The organism is Haliea sp. (genome assembly GCF_040222615.1).
Taxonomy (GTDB): Bacteria; Pseudomonadota; Gammaproteobacteria; order Pseudomonadales; family Halieaceae; genus Haliea.
In genome coordinates, this window is sequence record NZ_JAVKCQ010000108.1 from 75886 (window position 1) to 91196 (window position 15311).

13 protein-coding genes are annotated in these 15311 nt (G+C 64.3%); 6 read left to right on the top strand and 7 right to left on the bottom strand.

Annotation, left to right across the window (positions count from 1 at the left end; all coding sequences use genetic code 11):
* Position 1: 1 nt before the first annotated feature.
* On the bottom strand, positions 2–1360 hold the full coding sequence (gor, locus tag RJQ10_RS08960) for a glutathione-disulfide reductase (RefSeq protein ID WP_350145731.1): 1359 nt from the start codon (positions 1358–1360) through the stop codon (positions 2–4).
* Between the two features lie 112 nt (positions 1361–1472).
* Here gor and RJQ10_RS08965 point away from each other — a divergent pair, with 112 nt between their 5' ends.
* Entirely contained in the window at positions 1473–2522 is a 1050-nt protein-coding gene (locus tag RJQ10_RS08965) for a DUF481 domain-containing protein (protein ID WP_350145733.1), read from the top strand.
* Positions 2523–2528: 6 nt separating this feature from the next.
* Here RJQ10_RS08965 and RJQ10_RS08970 read toward each other — a convergent pair whose 3' ends face one another.
* The 3 genes from RJQ10_RS08970 to RJQ10_RS08980 all read right to left on the bottom strand — a co-directional run bounded on the left by RJQ10_RS08970 (position 2529) and on the right by RJQ10_RS08980 (position 5607).
* Positions 2529–3629: a 3-deoxy-7-phosphoheptulonate synthase gene (locus RJQ10_RS08970; RefSeq protein WP_350145735.1), complete on the bottom strand. Its 1101-nt coding sequence runs from the start codon at positions 3627–3629 to the stop codon at positions 2529–2531.
* A gap of 97 nt (positions 3630–3726) precedes the next feature.
* Complete coding sequence (locus tag RJQ10_RS08975; RefSeq protein ID WP_350145737.1) at positions 3727–5160, bottom strand: MFS transporter; 1434 nt, start codon at positions 5158–5160, stop codon at positions 3727–3729.
* Between the two features lie 51 nt (positions 5161–5211).
* On the bottom strand, positions 5212–5607 hold the full coding sequence (locus RJQ10_RS08980) for a TFIIB-type zinc ribbon-containing protein (RefSeq protein WP_350145739.1): 396 nt from the start codon (positions 5605–5607) through the stop codon (positions 5212–5214).
* Between the two features lie 221 nt (positions 5608–5828).
* Between RJQ10_RS08980 and RJQ10_RS08985 the strand changes: the two genes are divergently transcribed.
* The 4 genes from RJQ10_RS08985 to RJQ10_RS09000 all read left to right on the top strand — a co-directional run bounded on the left by RJQ10_RS08985 (position 5829) and on the right by RJQ10_RS09000 (position 9878).
* The gene (locus RJQ10_RS08985; RefSeq protein ID WP_350145741.1) at positions 5829–6461 is read left to right on the top strand and encodes a c-type cytochrome; all 633 of its coding nucleotides are present in this window, start codon (positions 5829–5831) and stop codon (positions 6459–6461) included.
* Positions 6427–7668 (top strand): cytochrome-c peroxidase, encoded by a 1242-nt coding sequence (locus RJQ10_RS08990; protein ID WP_350145743.1) that lies wholly within the window; start codon positions 6427–6429, stop codon positions 7666–7668. The genes RJQ10_RS08985 and RJQ10_RS08990 overlap by 35 nt, the downstream gene beginning before the upstream one ends.
* Positions 7665–9173 (top strand): parallel beta-helix domain-containing protein, encoded by a 1509-nt coding sequence (locus RJQ10_RS08995; RefSeq protein WP_350145745.1) that lies wholly within the window; start codon positions 7665–7667, stop codon positions 9171–9173. The genes RJQ10_RS08990 and RJQ10_RS08995 overlap by 4 nt, the downstream gene beginning before the upstream one ends.
* A gap of 111 nt (positions 9174–9284) precedes the next feature.
* Positions 9285–9878, top strand: coding sequence for a hypothetical protein (locus tag RJQ10_RS09000; RefSeq protein ID WP_350145747.1), 594 nt, complete (start codon positions 9285–9287; stop codon positions 9876–9878).
* Between the two features lie 47 nt (positions 9879–9925).
* Here the strand turns inward: RJQ10_RS09000 and RJQ10_RS09005 are convergent, their stop codons facing one another.
* The gene (locus RJQ10_RS09005) at positions 9926–11026 is read right to left on the bottom strand and encodes a PQQ-dependent sugar dehydrogenase (protein WP_350145749.1); all 1101 of its coding nucleotides are present in this window, start codon (positions 11024–11026) and stop codon (positions 9926–9928) included.
* A gap of 63 nt (positions 11027–11089) precedes the next feature.
* On the opposite strand from RJQ10_RS09005, the gene RJQ10_RS09010 reads away from it, so the two are divergent.
* Complete coding sequence (locus RJQ10_RS09010; RefSeq protein ID WP_350145751.1) at positions 11090–11530, top strand: hypothetical protein; 441 nt, start codon at positions 11090–11092, stop codon at positions 11528–11530.
* Positions 11531–11532: 2 nt separating this feature from the next.
* Here RJQ10_RS09010 and hemN read toward each other — a convergent pair whose 3' ends face one another.
* Positions 11533–12954, bottom strand: a complete 1422-nt coding sequence (gene hemN, locus RJQ10_RS09015) for an oxygen-independent coproporphyrinogen III oxidase (protein WP_350145753.1) — start codon at positions 12952–12954, stop codon at positions 11533–11535.
* Between the two features lie 87 nt (positions 12955–13041).
* A partial coding sequence (locus RJQ10_RS09020; protein WP_350145755.1) for a S8 family peptidase occupies positions 13042–15311 on the bottom strand: 2270 nt, incomplete at its 5' end.

Consider the following 15311-nt stretch of genomic DNA (forward strand, 5'->3'; position numbering starts at 1 on the left):
CTCAGTCTTCGGTCCAGGGTTCGCGCATGGTGACGAATTCCTCGGCCGCCGTCGGGTGAATACCAATGGTGGAATCGAATACGGCCTTGGTGGCACCGGCGCGCAGGGCGATGGCGATGCCCTGGATGATTTCGCCGGCATCCGGCCCCATCATGTGTACACCGACGACCCGGTCGCTGGCCTTGTCCACGATCAGCTTCATGAAGGTCTGTTCGTCGCGACCGCTGATGGTGTGCTTCATGGGCCGGAAGTTGGACTTGAACAGGCGTATATGGCCGAACTTTGACCGCGCTTCCTCCTCGGTGAAGCCGACAGTACCGATGTTGGGCTGGCAGAAGACCGCGGTGGGTATGAAGTCGTAGTCGACCTGTTGGCCGGGTTCGCCGAACTGGCGCCGGGCGAAGGCCATGCCTTCGGCCAGGGCCACCGGGGTCAGCTCCATGCCGCCGATGACATCGCCGACGGCAAAGATGCTCGACTCGCTGGTGCGGTAGTGCTCGTCCACTTTGATGGTGCCGAACTCGGTGAGCTCGACATCGACGTTCTCCAGCCCCAGGCCTTCCAGATGAGGCACCCGCCCGGTGGCGTAGAGCACCGCGTCGGCGGTGATTCGTGTGCCATCGGTCAGCTGCAGGTCGAGGCCATCGGCGCCCCGGCTGATGGACTCCACATTGACTTCAAAGCGCAGGTCGACGCCGGTCTTGGCGATTTCGCGGGCGGCATGGGCCCGGATATCGGGATCAAAACCGCGCAGGAACAGGGGGCCGCGGTAGAGCTGGGTAACCTGGGCGCCGAGACCGTTGAAGATGCCGGCGAACTCCACTGCGATGTAGCCGCCGCCAACAATCACCAGCCGTTCGGGGAAGTAGTCCAGATCGAACACTTGGTTGGAGCTGATGGCGAGATCGCTACCCGGGAATTCCGGGATGTGCGGCCAGCCGCCGGTTGCGATCAGGATCTTTTCCGCGCTGTACTGCTGGTCGCCCACAGCGACGGTGTGGGCGTCCACCAGCCGGGCCCGACCTTCGAGAACATCGGCATTGGCCCCGCCCAGGAGCTTGCGGTAGATCGCATTGAGGCGCGAGATCTCGGTTTTCTTGTTGTCCCTGAGAGTGGCCCAGTCAAAGGCTGGCTTGCTGCTGTCCCAGCCGAAGCCGCGGGCATCCTCGAACGCCTTGCCGAATTCCGAAGCGTAGACGTACAGCTTCTTGGGGACGCAGCCGACATTGACGCAGGTCCCACCCATATAGCGGTCCTCGGCGATCGCCACCCGGGCGCCAAAGCCGGCAGCCATTCGCGCGGCGCGTACACCACCTGAGCCGGCGCCGATGACAAACAGGTCGTAGTCCTTGGTGCTCACAATCGTCTCCTTTTCGCGGGGGCCACCAGTCTAGCAGTGTTCGCGTGGGCGCAGAACCGATGGAAATCCGGTATTATAAGCCCCTTCCCCCCACTACAAGGAGCCACTTCTGATGGCGTGTACTTTATTTCCTGTTGGCAAGCTGACTCTGGCCCTGACGGCACTGGTTGCTGGCCTCGCCACGGCCAACGCGATGGGCGCCCCGGACGAGCTGGTGCTCAAGAACGGGTCAAAAATCATTGGCGTGGTCAAAGGGATCCGCGACGGCCTGGTGACAGTCGAAACAGAATTCGCCGGCAGCCTGAAGATCCAGCAGGACCAGATAGTGAGCCTGCAGTCCGACGGGCCCGTGGTGCTCAAGCTCAAGGACGGCGAGGTGCTTACCGAGCCTCGCCTGGAAGTGACCCGGGAACAGCTGGTGTTGACCTCCGGGGACGCGCCCGCAGGGGGGGGGTACTCTCTGCGTGACCTGGCGCTGAGTGATCCTGAGCCCTGGGAGCTGGGGCGCGGATATCGCTGGACCGGCCAGGCCAGCGCGGCCCTCGGTGCACAGCGTGGCAACACCGATACCGATGAGTTTGACTACCGTGTCGACAGTGTCTGGCGCAGCCTGCAGGATCGCTACACCGCGGGCCTCAATGGCGAAATAGACGAGGCGAACGGCGTCAAGAACGCCGAGAACTGGGCTGCGCTGCTCAAGTATGACCGCTTTCTCGAGGGGCCGCTGTATTGGGGCGTAAACGCCTCCGCCGAGCAGGACACGTTCGCCGACCTCGACCTGCGCTACTACCTCGGTCCCTACCTGGGCCGCCAGTTCTATGAAGAGCCCGTGTTGACACTCTCCGGCGAGGCCGGCCTGGTATTCGTCGATGAGGATTTCATGATTGCGGAAGACCAGGATTACCTCGGTGCCAACTGGACCGTGGACGCCAGCAGCAACTATCTGGGGGACAGTTCCCGGCTCTACCTCAAGCACACCGGGATCTGGAACCTGGACGAGACGGACAATGTGGTCCTTCACCTCGTCATGGGGCTGTCGTTCCCGCTGCTGATGAACATCGAGGGCGCAGCCGAAGTCTTGTTCAAGTACGACAGTGCGGTGCCCAGCGAACTGGAGAAGCTGGACCAGAGCTACCGGTTCAGGATCGGTTACTCCTGGTAAGCGGGCTCAGCGGCGGCGCTTTACCGACGCCGCCAGCTGCGCCAGCAGGGGCAGTGTAGCCTCGAGCGACAGGCAGGCATCGGTGATGCTCTGGCCGTAGGTCAGCTGGTCCCTGGCGGCGACCGGCTGGGCGCCGCCGACCAGGTGGCTCTCCAGCATGACGCCGCGGATGGCCATCTGGCCCTGCTCGATCTGGTCGCACAGTGAAGACACGACCGCCGCCTGTCGCTCCGGGTCCTTGTCGCTATTGCCGTGACTGCAGTCGACGATGAGGGAGGCGGGCAGGTCCTTCGCGGCCAGCGCCACCGCCGCTGCCTGTATCGCCTCGGGGTGGTAGTTGGGCCCGGATTCACCGCCCCCGCGCAGGATCAGGTAGCAGTGCGGATTGCCGGTGGAGTGCAGGATGGCGGGGGTGCCCTCCTTGGTCAGGGACGGGAACCAGTGGCTGTGGCTGGCGGAGCGGATGGCGTCAATTGCCACGGTGATATTGCCGTTGGTGCCGTTCTTGAAGCCCACCGGCATCGACAGGCCCGAGGCCAGCTCGCGGTGAATCTGGCTTTCCACCGTGCGCGCGCCGATGGCGCCCAGGCTCACCAGATCGGCATAGTACTGGCCAAAGGTGGTGTCGAGAAATTCGCTGGCCGCCGGCAAGCCCAGGGTGGCGATATCCAGCAGTACTTTGCGCGCCTGCCGCAGGCCCTTGTTGATGTGGAAACTGCCGTCCAGGTCCGGGTCATTGATCAGTCCCTTCCAGCCAACCACTGTGCGCGGCTTCTCGAAATAGACCCGCAGCACCGGCAGGATGGCATCCTGCAGCGGCGCGCAGGCCTCCTGCAGGCGGGCGGCGAAGTCGAGCAGGGCGGCCGGGTCGTGTACCGAGCAGGGCCCGACGACGACCAGCAGACGGGGGTCCTCCCCGCGCAGTACCGCCTCCAGTTCGCGCCGTGCCCGGGCGATGCCGCGACGCTGGGCGTCGGCCAGCGGCAGCTCCTCCGCCAGTACCCAGGGCGTGATCAGGGGCTGGGCGCCATGGATGCGGACATCATCGGTGCGGTCCGTCGCACTGCGGACAGTCGCACTGCGGTCGGTGGGGCTGGATTCAGTCATGCTGTTCTCGGCGGCGCTCAGGCAGGGCATTTTGCCCCAGGGGCCGCCGCCCGGCAACGGCTCCCCCGGTTGGCTGCCCGCCAGTGCCCAGGCCGGCCTACTCGGCCAGGGCGCGCCGGGCGGCAATCTTGGCCTGTACTTCCTCCACCCGGGCCTGGCTGGTACGGATGCGGGAAATGATCCACAGCGCCACCAGCAGCGGCGGGATAACACCCAGTCCCAGCGCATACACCAGACCGTGCAGCGTTTCCAGGGGAACCTCGCCCGGGCGCATGCCGGTCTCCAGCCCGATGACGTCCAGCGCCAGGCCGCCGTACAGCGGGCCGGCGACAGTCGCCATCTTGGCGACGAAATTGCTCACCGAGAAGAACCCGGCTTCCTGGCGCACGCCGTGGTCCAGTTCATGCTCGTCGGTCAGGTCCGCGACGATGGACGTGCTGTTCACGATCCGCAGCATGAACAGGTACATGAACAGCAGCATGAAGATGAAGTTCAGGCCGAAGATCAGCGTGTCGCTGTCCTCGGGCAGCAGTTCAAGCATCTGCAGTGGATACAGCCACAGGCAGTTGAGGATGAGCCCCAGCAGCGACAGCTGCACCAGGCGCTGCTTCGACAGGCGCCTGCCCAGCGGGCCCATGGTAGCCACCGCCAGCAGTACCGCCAGCAGCGTCGGGGCGGAGAGGATGATGGAGATCTGGGCAGCCGAGAATTGCCAGAAGAACGTCCACACCAGCATGTTCAGGCTGCTGATGGCGCCGTAGGCCGTGGTGGCGGCGATGTCATAGGCAATCAGGTAACGGAAATTCCGGTTGCCGAGGGTGCGCCAGAGATCCCGCGTCAGGGCCAGGAAGGTCGTGCGGTCGCCGTTGTCGCCGCCGGGCCGCGGCGCCTCGGGCCGGATATGGTGGCGGGTTCCCAGGGTGCTGAGTGTGGCCATGATCCAGACCACGGCACAGGACAGCATTCCGTAGAGCGGGTAGCGCGACTGCTCGAAACGCCCATCGATACCGTTCTGTTCCGGAAAGACCAGCAGCAGGGCCGCCGCGGGCAGGAGCACGGCAAACAGGAACATGAGCCCCATGCGGGCGCCCAGCACCTGGGTGCGGTCGTGGTAGTCGGTGGTGATCTCCGCGGACAGCGCCAGGTGGGGAATGGTGAAGGTGGTGACGAATGTCCGCACCCACAGGGACCAGAACAGCAGCCAGGCCGCCAGCAGGCTGCTGTTGTCGATCACCGCCAGGGGCGGTGAAAACAGCCCGATGAAACCCAGGCCGAGGGGCAGGATGCTCAGGGCCATAAACGGATGGCGGCGGCCAAAGCGGCTGCGCAGACGGTCGGAGAGGGAGCCGACCAGGGGGTCGGAAATGCCGTCCCAGATCAGGCTGGCGGCGATGATGAGGCCGGTGACCGTGCCGCTCAGGCCCAGGACCTGGGTATAGAACAGCAGGATAAACATGGTGTAGGCCGCTTCCTTGGCGGCTGCCACCGCGCCCCCTGCACCGTACAGGAGGCGGGTTCCGACGCTGATCACAGTGCCCGGGTCAGGTCGCTGCGGGTACTGGGCCCGGTATGTCCGGGAGGCTCAGCGTCCGCCCTTGATCAGGCTGCGGAAGCGGTCGACCAGGGTTTCATGCTTGTAGTCGGTGAATTCCCCGGCGTCCATGAACATGCCGTGCTCGCTACAGGTTTCGTACCAGATGTGCTTTTGCTTGGGATCGGAGGTTTTCTCCATGTCCTTGCCGCAGTGCGGACAGGCGATGTCGGCCACGTCGTCCCACTTCTTGCCCTCGGTGCGAGTCCCCAGGTCGAGGGCGTCGCCCATCCACCTCGATTTCAACTGGTCCGCCTCACCGGTATCGAACCAGAGGCCCATGCAGTTGGTGCAGCGGTCAATGGTGATGTCGCCGTAGGTAACTTCTTCCATGCCATGTCCACACTTGGGGCATTTCAGGCTGTGTTGATCGGGGTTGTATTCCATCGCTCGTCTCTGTCAGGTCGGTGTATTCGGGCCTCTGCCGCTGGTCCCGCGGAACAGTCCAGCAGCGAGTCTAGCGCAGGGCCGCGGTTTTGTCCTCCCCCGTTGCTGTCCGCCGATGGCCGGTCCGCATTTTGTTCCGGCCAGGAGCGTGCCGCCGCATACTCCGGGCGGCAAAAAGCTGTTAGATTTCGAGTTTCCAATTGTTTGCCGGGACCAGCGTGATGCGTTTGCTCTTTATACCCCTGCTGGCAGTGCTGCTCGCCGCGCTGCCGGGTGCGGCCACGGCGGCCGCGGATATTTCCGCCGCGGACCTGTACCAGCCCTGTGCCGCCTGCCACGGCGCTGATGCCGGAGGCAATGCGGGCCTGCAGGCTCCGCGCCTCAATCATCTGCGCCCGGTGTATATACTGGCCCAGCTGGACAAATTCCAGCGCGGCCTGCGGGGCGCTGGAGGCGCCACGGCGGCGGCGCAGCAGATGGCCGCGAGTGTCTCCATGCTGCCGCCGCCGGAGCGCTGGCCGGACCTGGCAGGCTACATCAGTGAACTGGCAAGCGGGCCCTCGACAGCGACCCTGGCGGGTGGCGATGCGGCCATGGGTGGCGATTACTTCAATCAATTCTGCGGGGCCTGCCACGGCCCCGCCGCAGGGGGCAACGTGGCGCTCAACGCACCTGCGCTGGCGGGGGCGGATGACTGGTACCTGGCCGCCCAGCTGCAGGCGTTCCGCAGCGGCCAGCGCGGGCAGCACCGCGAGGATCGCACCGGCCGGCAGATGCGCAATATGGCCAGGGTACTGCCCGGCGAGCAGGCAATCCTCGATGTTATCGCCTTTATCCGCAGCCAGCCGGAATAGGTTCCTGCGGGCGGTCGCCTGGCCGCTCGGGTACCTGCTGCTCGTTGGCGGGGCGTGGGCCGAAACGGGCCGGGAAGCGGGCAGCTTCCGTCTCAGCCCCAACTGTCCGCCGGGATTCGAGCTGGCACAGGGCGGCTGCAGGCTGCGCAGTCTTTACCAGCGCTATGATTCCCTGCAGGGCGCCGGGGTCGGCGGCCTGAAGACCGGGCTGCCGACCTGGCGGGACGGTTTTACCCCGCAGCAGATTGACCTGGGGCGCTACCTGTTTTTTGATCCGCTGCTGTCCGCGGACCACACCCTGTCCTGCGCCAGCTGCCACCAGCCCGACCGCGGGTTTGCCGATGGCATGGGGCGCAGTGTGGGCACTGGCGGCCAGCTGGGTGCGCGCTCTGCGCCCAGTCTGTGGAACGTCGCTTTCCTGCAACGCTTCTTTTGGGACGCACGCGCCGACAGCCTGGAGCAGCAGGTACTGGAGCCGCTGTTCAAAGACACCGAAATGGCGAATTCACCGCTAGCCCTGCTGGCCAGCCTGCGCGGATCCGGCAGCTATCGCGCGCTGTTTGCCCAGGCCTTCCCCGACCACTTCAGCAAGCCCACTGCCGGCATTGAGCTGAAACAGGTGTACACGGCTCTCGCTGCCTTTCAGACGTCGCTGGTTTCCCTCAACAGCCGCTACGACCAGTACGCCCACGGCTACAGCGATGCCCTGAGCGAGCGCGAGCAGGCGGGCCTGAACGTGTTCCGGTCCTTTGTCGCCCGCTGCGCCGAATGCCATACGCCGCCCCTGTTCAGCAACCAGCAGCTCGCGGTGATAGGCACTCCCGAGCCCGAGGGTCTGCCATTTGATCCCGGCGCCGGGCCCGGCCGTGGCGAGCCCAGCCTGCGGGGCGCATTTCGCACGCCCGGTTTGCGCAATATTGCCCTGACCGCGCCCTATATGCACTCGGGCCGCTTTGCCACCCTGCGCGAGGCTGTCGCGTTTTACACCGGTGGCCGCGGCCACGCAGTACCCGCCGGCGAGAATCTCAGGCTACATTGGCATATCTGGGAGCCACGCTTGACCGATGACGAACTGGATCAGCTGGTGGAATTCCTGCACACGCTGACTGATGAAAGCCTCAAGCCTGTCACGCCCGTGGCAGTGCCCTCGGGACTGCCGCTGATGCACGGGCCGGTTACCCCCACAACAACTGGGAGCGCACAATGAAAAGGACCCTGGGATTTGCCACCGCCGGAGTACTGCTGCTTGCCGCGGGGTTTTACCTCGGCCAGCTACGCCAGCCACCCCCCACTGTGATCCAGGCGCCGGCGGCGCCCAGCGCGGCCTTCGAGCCAGCGGACATCGCCCCGCCGGCAGCGGGGCCGGTGCGGACCCTGGCCACGCCGACCAGTGGAGAACTGATCCTGGTGCGGGATGGCGAGTCGATCCAGGCGGCGGTAAGCAAGGCGGCACCTGGCGCGGTCATCAAGGTGTTGCCGGGCACCTATCGCGAGACCGTCTATATCGACAAGGACAACATCACCCTGTCCGGGGTGATTGAGCGCGGCGCCTATCCGGTGCTGGATGGCGAGGAGTTTCGCAATGACGCCGTACTCTACTCGGGCAATGGTGTCACCATCGAAAACCTGTATATCACCCGCTACAAGGGCAACGGGATCATGGGCCAGGCGGGGAACAACTACATCATCCGCAACAACGTCATCGTCGATACCGGGGTCTACGGCATCTTCCCGCAGCTGGGGAAGAACGGCATAGTCGCGCACAACGTGGTGTCGGGAATCGAGGATGCCGCAATCTATGTCGGCATGTCGGACAATGTCGATGTAGTGTTCAACGAGGTATTCGAGAGCGTCGCCGGTATCGAAATAGAAAACAGCCGCGGCGCCCTGGTGGAAAGCAATTTCGTCTATAACAACACGGGCGGTATCCTGGCGTTCATCACCCCCGGACTGCCGATCAAGACCTGCGGCGATGTGATCATCCGCAACAACTTCATCTCCGGCAACAATCACGAGAATTTCGCCATTCCCGGTTCGCTGGTGTCCAATATTCCGTCTGGCACCGGGGTGCTGGTCATGGCCTGTGACGATGTTGTGCTGGAGGGCAACATCATTACCAACAACGATTCCGTGGGTATCGCCTTCACGGATTTCTCGCTCGCTTCCAATGCCGCAGTCGACCCGGAGTCTGATCCGTATCCGAATCGCCCGGTGATTCTCAACAACATCATGCTCAACAACGGCGGCAACCCGGCGCCGGCCGTGCGGGCTATTCTGGCAGCCATGCTGGAAACCCGCGGCCCGGATATTGTCGACACCGTGGGTATGGACGACGGCTGTATTCTCAACGCCGAACGGTTTCGCACCATCGGCCTCGACCAGTACAGCGATTGCGCTTTCGCGACCACCGCCAACGTTGCAAGCTACACCCTGCCGCGCCCTGTGCCGGCGCGGGACCTCGCCGATGTGGACCCCGGGCGCCTGGTGTACTACGGAATCTGTGCCGGCTGCCACGCCTATAATTCCCGGCTGATCGGGCCTCCCGTGCAGATTGTGCAGGCCCTGTACATGGACGACCCCGAAGGTATTGCCGCCTACGTTGCCAAGCCGGAGCGCAAGCGGCCGGACTATCCGGAGATGCCGCCGCAGGCACATCTGGACGCTGCGACTCGCCTCGCTGCAGCGGAATTCATGTTGCAGCTTGAGAACTGAATCGGAACGGGCTATCCCTTGCTGCAGATCAAAAATTAGACGTTGCGCGCGGCGCTTTTCCGCCTACACTTACGTTGCGGTATCCGTTAATCCACGAGAGTGAAAACGCCCATGTTGGAAAAAGAGATGGCCCAGGCCGTGAAGATGGCAGAGCAGGCGAACAAGAAGGTGGCGCAGCTGCAGAAGAAGCTGTTGTCTGAAACAGAAAAGGCGCATGCCAAGGTCAAGACTGACCTGACCGCCGCCAGGAAGAAGCACACGGCGGCCAACACGCGGCTGAAAAAGGCGCGCAATGCGCTGCGCGGCAAAGCCAGCAATGCCAACCAGAAGCACGTAGAGGAGCTGGTCAAGCAGGTTCAGGATCTGGCGGAGTCCGTGGCGAAAGTTGCGAAGACAGCCTATACCTCGTTCGAGAAACTGTTGCCAATTCAGGCGGACCTCGCGCTGGAGTCGCGCCGCGCCCAGGCGGCCGACAAAGCCGCGTCGATGGTCGAGAAGGCTGCCGAACGTCGCAGCAAGGTGCAGAAGTCAGGGTCCGGCAAGAAAGCTGCGGCGGCGAAGAAGAAAGCCGCGGCGAAGAAGAAAGCGGCACCCAGGAAGGCCGCTGCAAAAAAAGCTGCGCCGAAAAAGAAGGCCGCTGCCAAGAAAAAAGCGGCGACCAGAAAGGCAGCTCCAAGGAAGGCCAAGGCCGCTCCCGCCAGCTGAGGCGCTGACAGTTTTGCCCTCGCCACCCTGCGCGGTGGCGGGGTCGATCATTGCGCCGGCCTCACCCGCAGCAATGCACCGTCTTCGTGATCGGTGAGCAGGTAGAGGAAGCCGTCATTACCCACGCGAATGTCGCGGATACGCGCGTCCAGTTCACTGAACAGCGTGGACTCGGCGGTGATGCGACCGTCCTGCAGCGTCAGCAACCGAACTTCCTTGTCGACCAGGGCGCCTGCCAGCAGTTTGCCGCGCCAGTGGGGGAACTGGTCGCCGTCGTACCAGGCCATGCCCGAAGGCGCGATGCTGGGCACCCAGACGTGGAGCGGGGCGGCCATGCCCGGCAAGTCGCTGAACGGTGAAACATAGGCGCCACTGTAGTCGACCCCGTGGGTTGCCGCGGGCCATCCGTAGTTCTCTCCCGCGCGCAGCAGGTTGACTTCATCCCCGCCCCTGGGGCCGTGTTCGTGCAGGTACACCGCGCCGGAATCGCCGGCCAGCACCAGGCCCTGGGGATTGCGATGGCCCAGCGTCCATACCCGCTCACTGCCGGGTTCGCTGAAGGGGTTGTCTGCAGGAGTGCTGCCGTCATCCATGATCCGCAGCACCTTGCCCAGCTCGCTGCCGGGGTTCTGGGCCTGTTCGCGGAAGTCGAAACCATCCCCGGTCGCGAGCAGCAGGCTGTTGTCGGGCAGGAACAGCAGACGACCGCCGTAGTGCTGGGCGGTGTTTTTCTTGTCTGCCACCCACAGAATGTCCTTGCCATCACGCAGGGCGTTTCCCTCCAGCCTGGCGCGCCAGATGGCGGTGCCGTTGGCGTCCTTGTCGCCTTTCGCGTAGGCGAGGTAGACCAGCCGGTTCAGGCGAAAATCCGGATGCAGCACGATGTCAAAATATCCGCCCTGGCCAGCGACCCAGGTTGCGGGTGCACCGCTGATGTCCCGGCGCTGGCTGCCATCGGCACTGATCTGCAGCAGCTTGCCGCGACGTTCGGTAACCAGCAGGCTGCCGTCGGGCAGCTGGACCACGGACCAGGGATGATGCAGGCCGCTGGCGACCGTCTCCAACTGGTACTCCGCCGCCACGGCGCTGAGACCTGTCAGCAGGAACACTGTGGCCAGTGCGCGACGGGCAATCGCTGTTGCGTTCATGGACTTTTCCTTTGCCGTTTGTGCGATCATTATAAACAGACACAGCGCGAGAGGTAGTCGTCCATGATTCGTGTGCTCAAGGCATTTTTCCCCGCGGTCATCGCGGCCTATGTGCTTGGCTGCCTGCTGGCAACCCAGGTAGTACTTGGCAACCTGGCTGATATGGGTGTCGACATATCCCTCACCACACGGCTGCAGGCCAGCCTTCACGACGTGCTGGGGATGACCGCTTACCTGCTGTTGATCCTGGTGGCGTTTGTGATCGCCATGCCGGTCGCCGCCGGCCTGGTGCGCATCCACGTGGTGCCGGGGACTCGGGTTTTCTGGTTCAGCCTGGCGGGGTTTGTGGCTCTGGTGGTCCTGCACCTGGTCATGCGCCAGCTGTTGGGCCTGTATCCCGTGGCGGCGGCCAGGGAGTGGGGCGGCTTGTTGCTGCAGGGGTTCGCCGGTGGCGTGGGCGGTTTTCTCTACAATCTGATCAGCAGCGGCCATCCCCGGCGCTGAGATCAAATGATTCGCGAGAAGCGATTGCCGGACAGCTGGCTGCGATCGATATAGGCGTCAAATTCCATGCAGACGCGCCGGACCAGCAAGCGTCCCGGGGGTAGCACCTCGATACCCCCGTCGGTCAGCCTCAGCAGGCCGTCCGCTGCAGGTGCCGGCAGGCGCTCAAGCTCGGCAGCGAAATAATCTGCGAAACAGATGCCGTACTCCTGTTCAATGGCCCGGTAGTCGAGGGCGAAGTTGCAGATCAGTTCGTTGATCACGGCCCTGCGGATGGTGTCGTCCCTGGACAGGGTGATCCGCTTCGCCAGCGGCAGCTTGCCGGCCTTTATGGCGGCGCTGTAGGACTGTTCGTCCTTGAAATTCTGGAAGTGGTTGTTGCCCAGGGAGTTGATCGCGGAAACGCCGAACGCCAGCAGCTCGCAGTCCTTGTGGGTGGAGTAGCCCTGGAAGTTGCGGTGCAGGTTGCCCTGCATTTGTGCCAGGGCCAGCTCGTCGCCGGGGCGGGCAAAGTGGTCCATGCCGATGTACTCGTAACCCTCGTGCAATAACCGGTCTATGCTCTGCTGCAGGATTGCCAGCTTGACCCCGGCTGCGGGCAACTGTCGTTCATCCAGCTGGCGCTGGGTCTTGAACAATTGCGGCATATGCGCGTAGTTGAACAGCGAGAGCCGGTCCGGCTGCAGGCGGATGACCTGGTCAAGGGTTCTGGCGAAGGAGCGTTCACTCTGCAGCGGCAAGCCATAGATCAGGTCCATGCTCAGGGATTTGAATCCCGAAGCGCGTACCGCCCTGACCAGTGCAGCCACTTCGCCAACGCTGTTGAAACGATTGACTGCCCGCTGCACCTCGGGATCAAAGTCCTGCACGCCCATGCTGATACGGTTGAATCCCAATTGGCGCAGGTGCCGGATGCGGTCGGTGGCCATGCCGCCCGGATGCACTTCAATCGAGAACTCACTCTGGTCATCGTTGGCCAGGCGGAACTGTTGCCGGATGACTGCCATCAGCGCCTGCATCTCGCTGTCGCTGATGTAGGTTGGCGTGCCGCCTCCCCAGTGCAGTTGACGCACAATACGCTCCGGATTGACGGCGGCGGCCTGCAGCTCGATTTCGCGGTGCAGCAGTAACAGGTAATCGCTGGCCCGCTGGCGGTTGGCGGTGATGATCTTGTTGCAGGCACAGTAATAGCAAACGGTGCTGCAGAAGGGGATGTGAAAGTACAGCGACAGGGGTGCGCTGACTTCATTGCTGGCGGCCACTGCCTCCCGCCACGGTCCCTCACTGACCTCATCCCGGAACTGGGCCGCCGTTGGATAAGAGGTGTAGCGCGGCCCGGCGAGGTTGTAGCGTGTGATCAGGGCCGGATCCCACAGGGAGGCCGAAGTGAGTGCCTGAGTGGATACCGCAGTTCGGGATGCCATGGTGTGTCCGCCTCTCCTGATGAGGCCACCATTCTACTGCGCCGGCGCCTCTGGGCTGTTGACCTGCGTCAAGCGGGCAGCCGGCTCTCAGGGCTGGCGGGGCAGGGCCTGTCGCGGTGTCGGTGCCGTGGCCGTCGCAGCGGCATTGGGCAGGCTGATCAGGTACTCGGCGGGAAAGTCGATGTCAGTCCGGTCCCGGTCCAGATCGATCACCGCCGGCTGGTCCGTGGTCAGCCAGGCACCACAGGCTTCGCCGGCGTCACAGATGAACAGGTCATTGTCGGCATCGGAGCCGGCGAATACCTGGTACAGGCCGGCGGGCAGGGCCGGGAAGCTGAAGCTGTAGCGGCCCTCGCGTGCCCGGGCCGCGGCCTGCTCCACCACGTCATCGATTTCCGGGTCGTAGACAAGGATGTACACCACTCCCACATCAGAGCCCGCCACATTGCCGACAGACACCAGGGCGCGGATCTGCAGGCTGTTGGCGCTGGAACGCGCGGTGACGGTGGCTGCAAAAAGGCCTTCGTCCAGCTGCCCGCGGTCTACGTTCAGCTGGTAACGGCCCAGGCCGAGGCCGTCAACCTCGACGGGGAGGACCTGCAACCAGGGCACGTCACTGTCCACCGCGGTCACTTCCAGGATCCCGCTGCCGCCGTTGCTGAGAAACAGGCTGAGACTGTCCAGGCCGGTACCGAAATTCAGGTTCAAGCTGGAGGACTGCAGCGATGCGGGTGCAGTGAACTCGGCGCCGATACTGTCCAGAGCGGCCTGTACCGCCCGGCCCGCGTTGATCAGGCCGTGGCCGTAAAAATCATCGCGCCCGGGCTCTCCCAGGTCGTCCGTCAGGCTGCCGCTTTGCAGCAGGGTTGCCAGCTGCCCCGGGGTGAGATCCGGATTGATGCTTTTCATCAGGGCGATGACGCCGGCAACGTGCGGTGCGGCCATTGAGGTACCACTCAGGAATACATAGGCAAAGTCGATGCCGGAGCCGGTAGCGGTGCCGCCGGTGCTGAGCACGCCATCGGGATAGCCGTCGCCGTTGATGTCGGCGCCGCTGTCGCCGCCGGGTGCGGCCAGGTCGATGGTTGTACCGCGATTGCTGTAGGAAGTGATCTGGCGCTGTATATCCACGGCGGACACCGAAATCACGCTGTCAAAGGCGGCGGGGTACCCCGGCGCGGTGCTGGCCTCGTTGCCGGCGGAGGCGACAACAAAGATGCCCGTCTCGCGCAGGTCCCGATACAGCTGCTGGTTGATCTGGCTGAAGCCCTCGCCACCGAGACTGAGATTGATGATGTCCGCCCGCCGGGCAGGCAGGGTGCGGGAATCGTTGGCCAGGCCGGCTGCAAAACGCACGGCCTGGGCGACATCGTAGGAGGTGCCACCGCTGGCACCCAGGGCGCGCAGGGGCATCAAGCGGGTGTTCCAGGCGACACCGGCGACGCCGCTGGCATTGTTGCCGCGGGCGGCGATGGTGCCCGCCACGTGGGTGCCGTGGAAGCTGCTGGCGGCGGGGTTGCTGCGGTCACCCGGGTCTTCGGGATTGGAGTCGATACCGTTGCCGTCACCGGCCGCCTCCGGATCCCGGACAAAGTCGTAGCCGGCTACCAGTTGCCCGGCGAGATCGGGGTGTCCTGACAGAATGCCGGTGTCCACCACCGCGACGATCACGCCCGGGTCCCCGGTGGTCACGTCCCAGGCCGCCGGCAGGGAAATCAGCGGGTAGTGCCACTGCAGGCGGTAGCCGTTGTCATTGGGCCGCAGGGACGCCTGAACACGGTAGTTGGGCTCCGCCCAGCGCACACCCGGAGTGCGGCGCAGCGACTTGATACTGACCAGCGTCTCCCAGCGCTGTTGCTGCTCTTGATCGGCGAACTGGTGCCGGCGGGCCGCCGCGGCACCGAGGCGACGCTGTTCCGCCTGGCCCGCACGCAGGGCAAGTAGCCGGGCGCGGCCAGCAGCACCGGCGCGTTGCTCCATTCCCATCTGGTCGGCCACATCTTCCAGCGAGGGGGCGGCCGGTTCCGCCGCGGCATCCCGGTAGTCGACGACGAGCTCTCCCGGAACGATCTCCGGCTGCCAGCCAGAGCCCTCCAGGGCCTGGTTGCCAACGGCCATGATGTAGTTGGTGGCACCGCTAAAAGCCGTGACATTGGCGAACCAGATCCCGCTCTCGGGCGCGGTCACGGTTTCAATCTCGCCCGCCTCGATGGAAAAATCGATGATTTCGCCCTGCTCTGAATACAGGTAGAGATCCGCATCCGCGGTCTCGAAGTCGGCAACCAGCAGGGTAACGGACTGCCCCGCCAGCAGCCGCACGCGGTAGTAGTCATCGATGTCGCCGGCTACCTGGGAGC